10 protein-coding genes are annotated in these 15,873 nt (G+C 68.8%); 8 read left to right on the forward strand and 2 right to left on the reverse strand.

Going from position 1 to position 15,873, the window contains the following annotated elements:
* The first annotated feature begins 338 nt into the window (after positions 1-338).
* The 8 genes from pta to RVX_RS16220 all read left to right on the forward strand — a co-directional run bounded on the left by pta (position 339) and on the right by RVX_RS16220 (position 13,557).
* Entirely contained in the window at positions 339-2,453 is a 2,115-nt protein-coding gene (gene pta, locus RVX_RS16185; protein ID WP_116307727.1) for a phosphate acetyltransferase, read from the forward strand.
* A 150-nt stretch (positions 2,454-2,603) separates the two neighbouring features.
* Positions 2,604-3,818 (forward strand): acetate kinase, encoded by a 1,215-nt coding sequence (locus RVX_RS16190; protein WP_116307726.1) that lies wholly within the window; start codon positions 2,604-2,606, stop codon positions 3,816-3,818.
* A 133-nt stretch (positions 3,819-3,951) separates the two neighbouring features.
* The gene (locus RVX_RS16195) at positions 3,952-5,013 is read left to right on the forward strand and encodes a phosphotransacetylase family protein (protein ID WP_116307725.1); all 1,062 of its coding nucleotides are present in this window, start codon (positions 3,952-3,954) and stop codon (positions 5,011-5,013) included.
* 13 nt (positions 5,014-5,026) lie between these two features.
* Positions 5,027-5,656: a LutC/YkgG family protein gene (locus RVX_RS16200; protein ID WP_116307724.1), complete on the forward strand. Its 630-nt coding sequence runs from the start codon at positions 5,027-5,029 to the stop codon at positions 5,654-5,656.
* Between the two features lie 4 nt (positions 5,657-5,660).
* The gene (gene ldhH / locus RVX_RS16205; RefSeq protein WP_116307723.1) at positions 5,661-7,811 is read left to right on the forward strand and encodes an L-lactate dehydrogenase (quinone) large subunit LdhH; all 2,151 of its coding nucleotides are present in this window, start codon (positions 5,661-5,663) and stop codon (positions 7,809-7,811) included.
* Between the two features lie 233 nt (positions 7,812-8,044).
* Entirely contained in the window at positions 8,045-9,859 is a 1,815-nt protein-coding gene (locus RVX_RS16210; RefSeq protein ID WP_116307722.1) for a methyl-accepting chemotaxis protein, read from the forward strand.
* Between the two features lie 235 nt (positions 9,860-10,094).
* Positions 10,095-12,362 (forward strand): DUF342 domain-containing protein, encoded by a 2,268-nt coding sequence (locus RVX_RS16215; RefSeq protein WP_420192386.1) that lies wholly within the window; start codon positions 10,095-10,097, stop codon positions 12,360-12,362.
* 70 nt (positions 12,363-12,432) lie between these two features.
* On the forward strand, positions 12,433-13,557 hold the full coding sequence (locus RVX_RS16220; protein WP_116307719.1) for an HD domain-containing phosphohydrolase: 1,125 nt from the start codon (positions 12,433-12,435) through the stop codon (positions 13,555-13,557).
* A gap of 181 nt (positions 13,558-13,738) precedes the next feature.
* Here the strand turns inward: RVX_RS16220 and RVX_RS16225 are convergent, their stop codons facing one another.
* The gene (locus RVX_RS16225) at positions 13,739-14,905 is read right to left on the reverse strand and encodes a DUF362 domain-containing protein (protein WP_116307717.1); all 1,167 of its coding nucleotides are present in this window, start codon (positions 14,903-14,905) and stop codon (positions 13,739-13,741) included.
* Positions 14,902-15,816, reverse strand: coding sequence for a rhodanese-like domain-containing protein (locus tag RVX_RS16230; protein ID WP_116307715.1), 915 nt, complete (start codon positions 15,814-15,816; stop codon positions 14,902-14,904). Before RVX_RS16230 ends, RVX_RS16225 begins: the two co-directional genes overlap by 4 nt.
* Positions 15,817-15,873 lie beyond the last annotated feature (57 nt).

A 15,873-nucleotide genomic window follows, 5' to 3' on the forward strand; every position in this document is an offset into this window, starting at 1 on the left:
AACAAACATCCGGGGCACGGCCTGCCGTGCCCCGGATCTGGCAAGATGACGACCACGGCGCTGCGCGCGATGGTCTGGTGCTTGACGAGCGGGCGCGGCCTGGCCGTGCCCACGGATTATATAGTTATCGAACGGGCGCGCATGCCGCGCCGCGCTCTGGTATCATTCCCCGGCGGGGGGCCGAACGGCGGCCCCCCGTCAGGGGATTTCGGCCCCGCGGAATGTTCCGCGGGCCGTTTGGCTCACCGGGCCAGGCCCGGAACACCGGCGGCAGCCCCCCGGTGGTTGATCCACGGACGCCTCGCCGCGCCCGCCCAGTGGCACGCAAGGAGATATGCATGGCCAACAATCTGTACATCACCGCGACGGAATCGAAGAGCGGCAAGTCCGCCGTGGTGCTCGGCATGATGCAGCTATTGCTGCGCGACATCCGCAAGGTCGCCTTCTTCCGGCCCATCATCAACCGGCCGGTCAAGGACGGGGTGGACCACGACACCAACCTCATCCTGACCCACTTCAATCTCGACATCCCCGTGGCCGACACCTACGCCTACTCGCTGCAGGACGCCCGGGAGCTGATCAACAACGGTCAGCACGCCTCGCTGCTTGAAAACATCCTCAAGAAATACAAGCAGCTGGAAGACAGCTACGACTTCGTGCTCTGCGAGGGCACCGACTTTCTGGGCAAGGATGCTGCCTTCGAGTTCGACCTGAACGCCGACATCGCCGCCAACCTGGGTTGCCCGGTGATGGTGGTGGCCAACGGCCAGCAGAAGACGGCCGACGAGATCATCGCCTCCACCCAGCTGACCATCGACCTGCTGGATGAAAAGGGCCTGGACATCGTGGCCGCCGTGATCAACCGCGCCTCGGTCACCGACGCGGAGCGCGACGAGGTCATCCGCAGCCTGGAGTGCAAGGTCAACTGCTCGAACCCGCTGGCCGTGTACGTGGTGCCCGAGGAACCCACCCTGGGCAAGCCCACCATGGGCGACGTGAAGAAGTGGCTGGGCGCGCAGGTGCTGTACGGGCACGGCCGCCTGGACACCCTGGTGGACGACTACATCATCGCCGCCATGCAGATCGGCAACTTCCTCGACTACGTCACCCCCGGGTGCCTGGTGATCACCCCCGGCGACCGTTCGGACATCATCCTGGCCGGTCTTGCCTGCCGCCTTTCCGGCGCCTACCCCGACATCTCCGGCATGCTGCTTACCGGCGGCCTGCAGCCCGCGCCCAACGTGCACCGGCTCATCGAAGGCTGGACCGGGGTGCCCATTCCCATCCTGTCGGTGAAGGACCACACCTACAAGACCATCCAGACCCTGAACGAACTCTACGGCAAGATCGAGCCGGACAACGACCGCAAGATCGCCACCGCCCTCGGCCTGTTCGAGCGTTCCGTGGACAGCCAGGAACTGGGCCGCCGCCTGATCAACCGCAAGTCCAGCCGCATCACCCCCATGATGTTCGAGTTCAACCTCATCGAGCGCGCCAAGCAGAACCGCATGCGCATCGTGCTGCCCGAAGGGGTGGAGGAACGCATCCTGCGCGCCGCCGACATCCTGGCCCGGCGCGAGGTTGCCGACATCATCCTGCTGGGCGACGCCGACAAGGTGGGCGCCAAGGTCAGCGAACTGGGCATCGACCTGGACGGCGTGCAGATCATCCAGCCCAACCTGTCGCCCAAGTTCGAGGAATACGCCCAGGCCTACTTTGAACTGCGCAAGCACAAGGGCGTCAGCATCGAACGCGCCCGCGACACCATGAACGACGTCACCTACTTCGGCACCATGATGGTGCACAAGGGCGACGCGGAAGGCATGGTCTCCGGCTCCATCAACACCACGGCGCACACCATCCGCCCGGCGTTCGAGTTCATCAAGACCAAGCCCGGCTTCTCCATCGTGTCCAGCGTGTTCCTGATGTGCCTGAAGGACCGCGTGCTGGCCTTCGGCGACTGCGCGGTGAACCCCAACCCCACGGCGGAACAGCTGGCCGAAATCGCCATCAACTCGGCCCACACCGCGCGCATCTTCGGCATCGAGCCGCGCGTGGCCATGCTGTCGTACTCCACCGGCTCGTCCGGCAAGGGCGCGGACGTGGAAAAGGTCATCGAGGCCACCCGCATCGCCAAGGAACGCGCGCCGGAACTCCTGCTGGAAGGCCCGCTGCAGTACGACGCCGCCATCGACATGGACGTCGCGCGCACCAAGCTGCCCGGCAGCCAGGTGGCGGGCCAGGCCACGGTGTTCATCTTCCCCGACCTGAATACCGGCAACAACACCTACAAGGCCGTGCAGCGCGCCGCCGGGGCCGTGGCCATCGGCCCGGTGCTGCAGGGCCTGAACAAGCCCGTCAACGACCTGTCGCGCGGCTGCACGGTGCCCGACATCGTGAACACCGTGGCCATCACGGCCATTCAGGCGCAAGCCGAAAAGGGCCTTATCTAGCACCCACCGCCGCACGGCGGGGTTCGCCCCGCCGCGTCGGCTTCACAACGGCAACCACGGCCGGGGGGCCGCCCACACTCCCCCCGGCGCCCGCCCCTCCGGGCCGCCCACACGGCCCGGAGGGCCACACTCCCAAAGGAAACGACCCGCATGAACGTACTCGTCATCAACTCCGGCAGCTCGTCCATCAAGTACCAGCTCATCGACATGACCACCGAGCAGCCCCTGTGCTCCGGCCTTGTCGAGCGCATCGGCGAAGGCATGGGCAAACTGACCCACAAGATCAAGCCCGACACGGATGCCGAGGAAAAGATCGTCCTCGAACAGGCGTTCGCCAATCATGTCGAAGGCATGAAGAAAGTCGTGGACCTGATCACCGATGCCGAGAAGGGCGTCATCGCCGACAAGGGCGAAATCTACGCCGTGGGTCACCGCGTGCTGCTTGGCGGCGAAGAGATCAAGCAGTCCGTCAAGATCGACGAATGGGCCAAGGGCATCATCCGCGACTACATTCCGCTGGGCCCGCTGCACAACCCCGCCAACCTCGCGGGCATCGAAGTGGCCGAAGAACTCTTCCCGCATGCGCCGTCCGTGGGCGTGTTCGACACCGAGTTCCACCAGACCATGCCCAAGAAGGCGTACCTGTACCCGCTGCCCTACGACCTGTACAAGACGCTGCGCATCCGCCGCTACGGCTTCCACGGCACCTCGCACCGCTACATCACCAAGAAGACAGCGCAGTTCCTGGGCAAGCCGCTGGACCAGCTGAACATCATCACCTGCCACCTCGGCAACGGGTGCTCCATGGCCGCCGTGAAGAACGGCCAGTGCGTGGACACCACCATGGGCATCACCCCGCTGGAAGGCCTGATGATGGGCACCCGCTGCGGCGACATCGACCCCGCCCTGGTTCCCTTCCTGATGGAAAAGAAGGGCTGGACCGGCGCCGAGATCGACAACGTGATGAACAAGCAGAGCGGCCTGAAGGGCGTATGCGGCATGAACGACATGCGCGACATCCACGCCGCCCGTGAAAAGGGCGACGAGATGGCCGAACTGGCCTTCCAGATGTTCGTCTACCGCATCCGCAAGTACATCGGCGCCTTCGCCGTGGTGGTGGGCAAGCTGGACGCCATCGTGTTCACCGCCGGCATCGGCGAGAACGACGACTTCCTGCGCGCCGCCGTGTGCAAGGACATGGACATCCTGGGCATCGACATCGACGAGGCGGTCAACGCCAAGCGTTCCGGCCAGGCGCGCCACATCGGCAAGCCCGGCCAGCGCGTGCCGGTGCTGGTGGTTCCCACCAACGAAGAACTGGAAATCGCCCAGACCACCGTTGCCGTGCTGAACGGCAAGGGCTAGGCCCGGACGGCAGACACATAGTCCCGCCGCGCCGCCCGCACGGGCGGCGCGGCGGGGCCTCTCCGGGGCGCGGCCGCGCGCGGCCACGGCCCGGAACATCCCACGGCCTTTCGTACACACCGGACACATACGCATGGTGGGCATCTACATCGGATCAACGGCGCCTCGGGCAGGCAAGAACCTTGTCTGCATGGCGCTCGGTTTGGCGCTGCGGCAGGCCGGACGCAACGTGGGCTTCATGAAGCCCCTGGGAACGTTGCCCCGGACCGTGGACGAACAGACCGGCGACGAGGACGCCCTTCTGGTGCAAGAGGTGCTGGGGCTTTCCGCCCCGCCCGAAGTGATGACCCCCGTGATCATGCCCGGCAACATCCGGGCGGCCGCCCTGTCGGCTGGCAACGCGCTTGAGCGCGTGGCCTCGGCCTACGGGGCGCTGTCACGCGGGCACGACACCATGCTTGTGGGCGGTGCAGGGGCGTTCCTTACCACCGGCAAGGCGCGCGGCGTGGACGGCCCCACGGTCGTCCGGCGGCTCGACCTCAAGGTGCTGCTGGTGGAACGGTACGCCCACGGCATCGACTACGACGCCATCCTGTACGCAAAGGAACTGCTGGGAGACGCCCTTGCGGGCGTCCTGTGCAACGACGTGCCCGAAAGCTACCTGCGCGACGCCGAGGAGGTGCTTGTCCCGTTCCTTGCGGAACGGGGCGTGCCCGTGCTCGGCATCGTGCCCAACGACCCGCTCCTCAACGCCATCAAGGTGTCGGAGCTGGCGCACCGCCTGGGCGGTCGCATGGTCTCGGGCACGGCGCGGGCCAGCCGCATCGTGGATGGGTTCCTCATCGGCACCATGCAGGTGGAGAACTTCATGGCGCACTTTCGGCGGCACGCCAACTGCGCAACCATCGTGGGCGGAGACCGGACGGACCTGCAACTCGTCGCGCTGGAGGGGCAGTGCCCTTGCCTGGTCCTGACCGGAAACATCCCCCCCGATGAGATCATACGCGCCAGGTCAGAGGCGCTGGGGGTTCCGGTGGTGGTGGTCCGCGAGGACACCTACACCGTGGCCCGGAAGATGGAGGAGATCCTGAACAGCCAGAAGCTGCGCGAACTGGTCAAGATCCGCCGCGGGGCCGACCTCGTGGCGCATGCCCTGGACCTGTCGCGGCTGATGGCCCAACTTGGCATTCAGTAAAGGGAGAGTACTGATGAGTGCTACCAATGACCTTGCCCGGCTCATGCGTGAGAAAGCCGAGGCGGTCGGCGCCACCGTGGTGGAACTGAAGGACCTGAAAGAGGCCTTCGCCTACGCCCTCGACGTCTGTGACAAGAAGGAAGCCTGCCAGCTGCTGGTTTCCGGCTGCGAGGAAAAGCTTTCGGACAAGGCCGAGGCCCTGTGCGAAACCAAGCAGGAAAAGGTGGTGGCCGCACCCAACCTTTCCGAAGAAGAATACGCCGCCTTCTCGGCCCTGTGCGCCGAACGCGGTATCAAGTGCATCCGCGAGGGCCTGCGCGGCCATCTCGCGGGCATCGACATCGGCGTGGCCCATGCCGACATGGCCATCGCCGAAACCGGCACCTGCGTCATCGACTCCACCAGCGAGGAACTGCGCCTGTCCTCGATGATCAGCGAGATTCACATGGCCATCCTGCCCAAGTCGCGCATCAAGGCCACGGCCTTCGAGGGCGAGCAGGAAGTCAACGCGCTGATCAACACCGGCACGCCGCGCTACACCGCGTTCATCACCGGGCCCAGCCGCACCGCCGACATCGAGCGCGTGCTGGCCATCGGCGTGCACGGACCGCTGGAACTGCACATCCTGATGCTGGAGGACTAGTCTGATGCAAACCGCCAAGACCCTGAAAGAATACCGCAAGGAACTGCGCGAATCCCTCGACAACGAGTTTCTGCGCGAGGCCATGGACAAGTTCGCCACGGCCTACCCCGTCAGCCGGGCCAACGCCTTCCGCGGCCTTGACGAAAAGGCCATGATCGCCGAGGTGGCCGACGCCAAGGACGCCGCAGCCCGCAACATGGACGGGCTGTACGCCCAGTTCAAGGCAGAGGCCGAGAAGCGCGGCGTGAAGGTGCACATGGCCAAGGATGCCGCCGAGGCCAACGAGATCATCGCGCGCATCGCCAAGAACGCGAACTGCAAGAAGATCGTCAAGTCCAAGTCCATGACGGCGGAAGAAACGCTGCTCAACCATCGCCTGGAAGAAGACGGCCTTGAAGTGATCGAGACCGACCTTGGCGAATGGATCATCCAGCTGCGCCACGAAGGGCCGACCCACATGGTCATGCCCGCCATCCACCTTTCGCGCTACCAGGTGGCCGACCTCTTCTCCGAGGTGACCAAGCAGAAGCAGGAAGTGGACATCCAGCGCCTGGTGAAGGTGGCCCGCCGCGAACTGCGCCAGCATTTCGCCACCGCCGACATGGGCATCTCGGGCGCCAACTTCGCCATCGCCGAATCGGGCACCATCGGCCTGGTCACCAACGAGGGCAACGCCCGCCTGGTCACCACCCTGCCCCGCGTGCACGTGGCCCTGTGCGGCCTGGACAAGCTGACCCCCAGCCTCAACGACGCCCTGAAGTCGCTGCGCGTGCTGCCCCGCAACGCCACCGGCCAGGCCATCACCTCGTACGTCACCTGGATTACCGGTGCCAACGAGTGCAAGGCTGCCGCCGACGAGAAGAAGGAAATGCACATCGTGTTCCTGGACAACGGCCGCCGCGCCCTGGCCCAGGACCCGCTGTTCTCGCAGGTGATGCGCTGCGTGCGCTGCGGCGCGTGCGCCAACGTGTGCCCGGTGTACCGTCTGGTGGGCGGCCACAAGATGGGCCACATCTACATCGGCGCCATCGGCCTCATCCTCACCTACTTCTTCCACGGCAAGGACAAGGCCCGCAACCTGGTGCAGAACTGCATCAACTGCGAATCGTGCAAGAGCATCTGCGCGGGCGGCATCGACCTGCCCCGCCTGATCAAGGAAATCCGCGCCCGCCTCAGCGAAGAGGACGGCGCGCCCGTGGAAGCCACCCTGCTCGGCAAGGTGCTGAAGAACCGCAAGCTCTTCCACACCCTGCTGCGCTTCGGCAAGTACGCCCAGAAGCCGGTTACCGGCGGCACCCCGTACCTGCGCCACCTGCCGCAGATGTTCATGAAGGACCACGGGTTCCGCGCGTTGCCCGCCATCGCGGACAAGGCCTTCCGCGACGAATGGGAAACCATCCGTCCGCGCGTCTCGGGCGCCAAGCTGCGCGTGGCCCTGTTCTCCGGTTGCGTGCAGGACTTCGTGTACCCCGAGCAGATGAAGGCCGCCGTGAAGGTGCTGGCGTCCAAGGGCGTGGACATGGACTTCCCCATGGACCAGAGCTGCTGCGGCCTGCCCGTGCAGATGATGGCCGAACGCCAGGCCACCATCGACGTGGCGCGCCAGAACGTCATGGCGTTCGACGCGGCCAAGTACGATTACATCATCACCCTGTGCGCCTCGTGCGCCTCGCACCTGAAGGAAGGCTACCCCAACATCCTCGCGGGGCAGGCTGACATGGTCGGCAAGGTGAAGCTGTTCGCCTCCAAGGTCATCGACTTCAGCTCCTTCGTCCATGACGTGCTGGGCATGACCGCCGACGACTTCAAGGGCAAGGGCGAGAAGGTGGCCTACCACTCCTCGTGCCACCTGTGCCGCGGCCTTGGCGTGGTGGAACAGCCCCGCGCGCTCATCGCGTCTTCCGGCTCGGAATACTGCCCGGCCCAGGAAGAAGCGGTGTGCTGCGGCTTTGGCGGCACCTTCTCCATGAAGTTCCCGGAACTGTCCAAGGAACTGCTGGACAAGAAGCTGAACAACGCCGAAGCCACCGGGGCCACCCGCATGGTGGCCGACTGCCCCGGCTGCATCATGCAGATCCGCGGCGGCGCGGAAAAGCGCGGCAACCGCATGAAGGTCGGCCACATCGCCGAACTTCTGGCGGAAAACCTCAAGTAATCCCGCGTTCCGTCGATTGATACATTGGGGGGCCGTTTCCGCCGTTGGCGGGGACGGCCCCTTGCGTTCCGCGCGGGACGGCAGGCCCGCGCGAGAAGAAAAACGAACCACTAACGCTCTTTGCAAGAGCGGCACGTCGGTGTAGTGTCGTAGTAGCCCCAAATTTCGGGGCATGATGGCGGCACGCCGCAGGGCAGGCGCTGCAGGGGCGGCGAACAATCAAGGGGGAACGCATGTTCAGGAACTTTTCCATCGGCGCGCGGGTCATCGCGCTGCTCGTGTTCATGGTGCTGTTCGTGGCGGGCGTGGTGGCGGCCTTCGTGTCCACCATCGGCACGGTGAAGGACCACGGCGTCACGGAAACCCAGCAGGTGATGCTGGACGAGGAAAAGGCCAAACTGCAGGTGGCCACCCACACCATTGCCCTTGCCCTGGGCCAGCTTGTGGCCGACGTACCCGACGATGCCGCCCGCATAGAAATGGTGCGCAAGGCCATCGACACCATCCGCTTCGAGAAGGACCAGTCGGGTTACTATTTCGTCTACCAGGGCACCACCAACGTGGCCCTGCCCCCCAACAAGAGCATTCAAGGCAAGGACCTGTCCGAAAACAAGGACAAGAACGGGGTGTACTTCGTGCGCGAGCTGTCGCAGCGCGCGGCGGCGGGCGGCGGCTTCGTCGAGTACATCTTCCCCAAGCCGGGCAAGGGCGACCAGCCCAAGCTGGCCTATTCCGAAATGATTCCCGGCACCAAGTTGTGGATCGGCACCGGGGTGTACATCGACAACATCGACGAGGCCAAGGCCGCCATCAACGCCAACCTCGAGGGCCTGGCCAACAAGGCCCTGACCTGGCAGCTTTCGGTCATGACGGCGATCCTGGTGCTGGTCGTCATACCCGTCTGTATCATGCTCATCGCGTCCATCGTGCGACCGTTGCGTGAAGCCACGGGGGCGGCCCAGGCCGTTGCCGAAGGCAACCTGGACGTGCGCATAGAGGCCAAGGGCCGCGACGAGGTCTCGGCGCTGCAGGCGGCGCTGAACACCATGGTCACCACGCTCAAGAACAACATCGCGGACATCACCGAAAAGCAGCGCGAGGCGGGCCGCCAGGCCGACGCCGCGCGCGCCTCGGCCAAGCAGGCGGAAGAAGCCATGGCCAAGGCCGCCGTGGCCACCAAGGAGGGCATCCTTTCCGCCGCCGAACGGCTGGAAGGCGTGGTGCGCGCCATCGACCACGCGGCCGATGACATCTCGCGCCGGTCCGAGGAAATCAGCCGGGGCACCGACACCCAGATGGCCCGCATCAACGAGACCGCCACGGCCATGGAAGAAATGAACGCCACGGTGCTGGAAGTGGCGCGCAACGCGGGGCGCGCCGCCGACCAGACCGAGGCTTCGCGCACCAAGGCCGACGAAGGATCGGGCATGGTCAGCCAGACCGTGAAGGCCATGCAGGACCTGAAGACCCTGGCCAGCGGCCTGAAGGACAACATGCACCGCCTGGGTCAGCAGTCCGAGGCCATCGGCCACGTGATGAACGTGATCAACGACATCGCCGACCAGACCAACCTGCTGGCGCTGAACGCCGCCATCGAGGCGGCCCGCGCCGGTGACGCCGGGCGCGGCTTCGCCGTGGTGGCCGACGAGGTGCGCAAGCTGGCGGAAAAGACCATGGGCGCCACCAAGGAAGTGGGCGACTCCATCCGGGCCATTCAGGATCTGGCGCGCACCAACGTGTCGGGCATGGACGACGCGGTGTCCGCCATCGACGGCGCGGCCCGGCTGTCCGGCACCTCGGGCGAGATGCTGCAACAGATCGTGACCATGGCCCACGACGCCGCCGGGCAGGTGCAGGCCATCGCCACGGCGGCCGAGGAACAGTCCGCCGCCAGCGAGCAGATTACCCGCTCGGTGGAGGAAATCGACCGCATCGCCCGCGAAAACGGCACGCTGGTCAACGCCACCAGCAGCGACCTGCGCAACCTGGCTGACCAGGCGGCGGAACTGCGCCGCCTTATCGAGGGCATGAAGAAGGAAGCCTCGTAGCGGCGCGCCACGCGCCGCGCGGCACACCGCACCGTTTCGGGCCGGGAGGGGGCAACCCCTTCCGGCCCTTTGCCGTCTGGCGGGCGGAGCCTGCGCCAGCCGCACCGGGCCACACCGGGCCGCGCCGGATCACACCGGACCGCACCGGACCACAGCGGTCAGCGTCAAGCCGCACCGGGCACCATCTGCCCACTCCACGCACGCGCGGGGCTGGCAACGGAGCATCGGCGGTGCTATGCTGGTCCGACGTAGCCCCAGCACCTCATCCGGCCCTGCCCACGGCCCCGACACCGCCATGCCCGACACCGCGCCCCGGCCGGAACGGCCGACCACCGCAGCGCCAGACGCCCCGCCAGACGGCACGCCCGCAGCCGCTTCCGACGCGGCCCGTCTGGCCCACTTGGCCGACTCGGCCCAACTGGCTGCCCCATGGCGGCCCGTGCAGCCCGCCGACCTCGACGGCCTGCTGCAACCATACGGCGACCCCGCCCGGCCGGTGCGCCCCGGCGAACCCGTGGGCCGCGTGCTGGACGGCACGGCCTTTCCCGCTTCCGACGACAGGCTCGCCCCGCTGGTCATCGACCTGCTCACGGGCGAACTCGTGTCGCGCGAGCTGGGCGTGCTGGAACGCACGCCGCGCGCATCCGCCGCAGGCCAGGCAGACCCTGACGAACGGCACACCCTGGCCCTGCGCCCGCTGGTCATCGTCAGCCCCGACAGGCTCGCCGTGCTGGCCGACGTGCACCCCACGGACCATCGCAACCGGCCCCTTGGCGCGGACGTGTACGCGGCTGCCGTCCAGCGCCTGGGGGTCGCCGCAGCGGCGGACACCGGCCTGCCGCTCGGCCCCGCGCTGGACGACGCCCTGCGCGACGCCGCGCGCATGGGGCCGCGCACGGGCGTGGTGCTGGCGCGCGGCATGCCGCCGGTGCACGGCGAAGACGCCCGGCTCGAATTCCAGACCGACCCCGGCGCGACCTGCGTGCTGCGGCAGGGCGAAGGACGCATCGACTGTTCCGACCGCTGGCCCCACTTCACCGTGGAAACGGGCGACCCCGTGGTGCGGGTGCACCCGCCCACCCCCGGCATGCCCGGCGTGGACGTGTTCGGCGATCCCGTGCCGCAGCGCCCCGGCGCGCCGCTGGAACTGCTGCCCGGACCCGGCATGCGGCGGCTGGAAGAGGTGGGCGGCGCGGTGCTGTTCATCGCCACGGCCCCCGGCCTGGTGGACGTGGCCGATGGCACGGTGACCGTCTCTCCGCTCAAGATCATCGACGGCGACGTGGACCTTTCCACCGGCGACGTCACCGTGTCCGTGGGTTCCGCCGTGGTGCGGGGCACCGTGCGCAGCGGCGTGACCCTGACCGTGGAGCGCCACGTGCTGGTGGAAGAGGCGGTGGAGAACGCCCGCGTGCGCTGCGGGGGCGACCTGATGGTGCGCGGCGGCATCGTCATGGGCCGGGCCGGGCGCGAAGCCGTGGGCAACGTGGCGGGCGCGCCGGGCGGCGGGCAGGCCGGGCAGAATGGCGACGACGCGCCGCCGCCCCCGCCGGGCATGCGCGCCGCCGCGCTGTCGCCATCGACCGCGGCGTTTTCCTCATCCTCCGTGTCCGGCCCGCTCGGCCCGTCTGGCCCGCACATCGCATCGGGCGCAGGGGCATCCCCGCCCCCCCCCGCATCCGCAGCGGCGACCGCACCCAGTCCCGCCCACCCAACAGGCGCGCCCCTGCCCACGGACCCGGACGCGGGCATCGAGGCGGGCGGCAACGTGGTGGCCGCGCACGCCGCCTTCGCGCTGGTGACGGCGGGCGGCGACGTGGTCATCCCCTCGGGGGTCACCGGCTCGCGCATCACGGCGGGCGGCCGGTTTCTTGCTCCGGGGCGCGGCGTGGTCATCGGCAGCGCCATCCGCACGGGGGGGGGCATCGACGTGGGCGAGGCCGGGTCCGTGGCCGAGGTGGCCACCCGGCTCATGGTCCAGCCGGACGCCACCCACCTCAACGCCCTGCTGCGCGAACGCGATACCATCGCCGACCGCATGACCCGCATTTCGGCAGAGCTGCCCGGCGGCCCGGACATGGCCGTGCTGCTGCAAACCCCGGAGGAAGACCGCACCCTGGTCGAGGTGCTGTTGCGCATGCGCCGCGAGATGGACGAGCGCCAGCGGACCCTGGGGCAGGACATCTCCCTGGCCCGCAAGCGCCACAACGCGGAACTGGCCGCCAGCCCCGTCATCATCCGCCGCCGCACCCACGGCGGGGTGCGGGTACAACTTGGCGGGCGCGGGCACGACGCCATACCCGCCGAGACGGGTGTGCAGTACGTGTGGCGAGCCTCGGCGCACCGGGTGGCCGTGGAGCCCGCAACGGCCACGCCCACGGAGCGGCTGTTTCCGCCGCGCCCCGTAAGCGGAGCGCGGACCGGGCCAGCCCGGTCTGCCGGAACAGCCTTTGGCGACACGCCGCCGGGCGAGCCGCCATCCGGCGGAGCCGCGTCCGCATGACCGGTTCTCGCCGCGCCACCGCGCCGCAGGCATCACTTCCGCACGTTCCCGGCCGCACACGGAGCACCGCATGACCGAACGCATCCTGTTCGTGGACGACGAGCCGAACATTCTCGACACCTTTCGCCGCAACCTGCGCCGGGCCTTCGACGTGGCCACGGCGGAAGGGCCAGAGCAGGGGCTTCTGGCGCTGGAAAGCGCGGGGCCGTTCGCGGTGGTGGTGTCCGACCTGCGCATGCCGGTGATGGACGGCATCGCCTTTCTGGAGCACGTGCGCGAGCGCGCGCCCGACGCGGTGCGCATCATCCTTTCCGGCCACGGCGATTTCGCCACGGCCGTGGCCGCCGTGAACCGAGGGGCGGTGTTCCGCTTTCTCACCAAGCCCTGCCCGCCGGAAGAACTGGTGGGCGTGCTGCGCGACGGGCTGCGCCAGCACCGGCTGGTGGTGGCCGAACGCGAACTGCTGCGCGGCACCCTGCGCGGCAGCGTGCAGGTGCTGACCGACGTGCTGGCCCTGGTGAACCCCGAGGCCTTCGGCCGCAGTGAACGCATCCGCGACCTGGTGGTTAAGCTGGGCGCGCGGCTGGACGCCAAGCCGCTGTGGCAACTGGAACTGGCCTCCATGCTCTGCCAGCTGGGCTGCGTGGCCCTGCCGCCCGACACCCTGCGCAAGCGCCTGGCCGGAGAGGACCTGACCGCCGAGGAACAGCAGATATGGGGCATGCACCCGGAAATCGCCGCCAACCTGCTGACCAACATTCCCCGGCTGGGCGAGGTGGCGGCCATGATCGGCGCGCAGCAGCTGCCGCCCGGCCCGGACGTGCCCCTGGGAGCGCGCATTCTGCGGGCCGCGCTGGATTACGACGTGGAGTTGCGGCGCGGCCTTTCGCCCTCGCTGGCCGTGGCCGCCCTGCGCGTGCAGGCGGAACGCTACGACCCTGCCGTGCTGGCCGCGCTGGCGGCAAGCGTGGCCGACGCATCCGACGTGCCCATGCGCGAGGTGCCCCTGACCGGGCTGCGCCCCGGCATGGTGCTGGCACGAGACCTGACCAACGCGGCGGGAACGCCGCTGCTGCTGGCCGGGCAACGGCTGAGCGACGCTTCCATCTCGCGGCTGCGCAACCTGTCCGACATCCTGCAAACGGATGGCGCCGCATGGGTGGTGGATGGCGTGCGCAAGGGGCCGGGCGCGTAACACGCAACGGACCGGAATCGGCAAGCCGGGATTGGCGGATGGAAGCGCCGGAACAGGAATCGCGCAGGGAAGGCGGCAGGCCGGGTACCGGGCGCGCCCCTTCCGGCCGCATCGGAAACGCCCCGGCCAAGGCCGCTTCAGTCAAGGCCGCCCCAGAAGAATCCCGCAAGGATCACCGCGCTCACGACCGCCACGCCGCCCACAGGCGGCGCACGGTGCTGCGCAGCAGCGTGGCCGGGCGAAAGCTCATGGGCTTGAGCACGCCGGGCACCTCGAAGCGGCTGGCGTCGAAGGCGTCCAGCCCCTCGCGCACCAGCGCGGCGTGGCCGGGCAGTGCGCCGGGGGCGGAGCGCCGCGTCAGTTCCGCCCACAGGGGCACCTGCGCGGGCGTCAGGCCCAGCAGGCCGCAGACCACCGCATCCAGCGCCACGCACGACGCCGAGGCCCCCACCAGCCCGAGGTGGTACGGCTTGCCGGAACCGGGGCCGGTCACGTGCATGGCCTCCACCCCATCCAGCAAGGCCGCCGTGGGCGGCAGCGCCGCCGCCACCTCCACCAGCGCCCCCTCGAAGCGGTGGCCCCGGTCGCCGTGGCGGGTGTGCACGAAGGCCTTGCGCACGCCGGGCACGCAGCCGAACAGGTTCTTTACCGCCAGGGTGACGCGCATCTGGCTGTGCGCCTTCAGGCGCGGCACGCTGAACACGCCGTCCGCCTCCAGAGCGCACCGCGCGACGCCGATGGACCCGCCGAAGGACAGGGGCACCGCCACCGCGTCGTCCAGCGGGGTGACGGCCAGGCCAAGGGGGCGCAGGGCCGCCGCAAGGCCGATGGCCTCGGCCACGCCGTGTGCCGTGCCGAAGCCCGGCGAATCGGCCACGGTGAGCGCGCAGCCGTGGTCCAGCAGCCACGCGCAGGCGGCCCGCACGATCTGCGGATGGGTGCAGCTGAGGGCCGGGGCGGCGCGCAGCAGGTTGGGCTTCACCAGTATGCGGCCGCGCGGCGGGGCCCAGGCGGAGGCGTCCAGCGCATCGGCCACGGTGCGTTGCACGCGGTCGGGCTGGTAGTCCGGGCAGCGCAGCAGGGCCACGGGAAACGGCGGTGCCGAAACGGGCGACGCGGCGGTTTCCGCGCCCGTCACGGGGGGCTGGCCGGGAGGGCCGCCGACCGCGCCGGTTATGTTGGACGCGCCGGGCCTGTCGGGCCTATCGGGCCTGTCAGACATCTCCGGCATGTCCGGCATGTCCGGCATGCCGGGCGTACCGGCGTGCCGGGGTGCGGGCGCAGGGACAGGTGCAAGAGCGGAGGCGGCGGGCCGGGGCATGTCCGCGCGCCGGAAATCGTGGGTCACCGGGCCTCCCCGTCTGCGGAAAAGGTGGCGATCTGGTCGATGATCATGCGGGCGTGGGTCTTTTCCTGCGTGGCCAGGTCCAGAAAGGCGCGTTCCGCCTGCCCGCCCAGCCCGCTGCCGCGCCGGGCCTCGTCGGCCAGGGTGCGGTACAGGTCGTAGGCGTTCATTTCCACTTCCAGCGCCAGTTCGGCGATGTCCAGGCAGTCGCCGCTGGCGGCGTCGCGCACCCACGGGTCCAGGTCGGCCACGGCCATGCCGCCTTCCAGCACGCGGCCTTCCAGCGCGGCGAACAGTTCGTCGAAGGGGGGCAGCGGGCCGCGCGTGGCATCTGCGCTGGCGTCCGCGTCCCAGCGCTGCGCAAGATGGTGGTAGACCACCCTGGCGTGGGCCAGTTCCACCCCGATCAGCCTGTCCATCAGCGCGCACACGGCGGGCTTGGGCCCGGCATCGCGCACGCGGGTGTACAGCAGGTGGGCGGCCTTTTCCATGTCCAGCGCGCGGCGCAGCAGTTCTTCCATGGTGCGCACCCCGGCAAAGACCTGAATGCGCGGGCTGTCGGCCACGGCCTGCCCTTCCCACGCGGACATGCCGCCCGCAAGGTTCAGGATGCGGCCGCCGCCGGTGGGCGATTCCGGAAACAGGCCGCTCTCCGCCGCCATGACCGCCGCCGCGATGGAGCGCCCGCCACTGCGGCAGTAGAACACGTGGTCTTGCGTCGGATCGAGCGTGGGCAGCAGGCCCGCCAGTTCGCCCACCGGGGCCAGCCGCGCGCCGGGTATGTGCTCCTGCCGGTATTCACCCGGCTGGCGCACGTCCACCAGCACGTAGCTGCCCTCTGGCCGGGCGGCCATGTAGTCGCGCAGGGCCTGTGGCGAAATGGATTCGATGGGGACGCGGGCTGATGGGCTCATGGTGCCTCCTGCGGGTGGATGCGACGGGCTGGCGTGTGACCGGGGGACTTGCGGACG

This window comes from Nitratidesulfovibrio sp. HK-II, from assembly GCF_003402415.2.
Taxonomy (GTDB): domain Bacteria; phylum Desulfobacterota; class Desulfovibrionia; order Desulfovibrionales; family Desulfovibrionaceae; genus Cupidesulfovibrio.

What these genes read in the sequence shown, in the direction of transcription:
- RVX_RS16195 (WP_116307725.1), top strand. Translation starts at nt 3,952, where the DNA reads ATGGTGGGCATCTACATCGGATCAACGGCGCCTCGGGCAGGCAAGAAC.
- RVX_RS16190 (WP_116307726.1), top strand. Translation starts at nt 2,604, where the DNA reads ATGAACGTACTCGTCATCAACTCCGGCAGCTCGTCCATCAAGTACCAG.
- RVX_RS16210 (WP_116307722.1), top strand. Translation starts at nt 8,045, where the DNA reads ATGTTCAGGAACTTTTCCATCGGCGCGCGGGTCATCGCGCTGCTCGTG.
- RVX_RS16215 (WP_420192386.1), top strand. Translation starts at nt 10,095, where the DNA reads ATGCTGGTCCGACGTAGCCCCAGCACCTCATCCGGCCCTGCCCACGGC.
- RVX_RS16230 (WP_116307715.1), bottom strand. Translation starts at nt 15,816, where the DNA reads ATGAGCCCATCAGCCCGCGTCCCCATCGAATCCATTTCGCCACAGGCC.
- RVX_RS16200 (WP_116307724.1), top strand. Translation starts at nt 5,027, where the DNA reads ATGAGTGCTACCAATGACCTTGCCCGGCTCATGCGTGAGAAAGCCGAG.
- RVX_RS16220 (WP_116307719.1), top strand. Translation starts at nt 12,433, where the DNA reads ATGACCGAACGCATCCTGTTCGTGGACGACGAGCCGAACATTCTCGAC.
- ldhH (WP_116307723.1), top strand. Translation starts at nt 5,661, where the DNA reads ATGCAAACCGCCAAGACCCTGAAAGAATACCGCAAGGAACTGCGCGAA.
- pta (WP_116307727.1), top strand. Translation starts at nt 339, where the DNA reads ATGGCCAACAATCTGTACATCACCGCGACGGAATCGAAGAGCGGCAAG.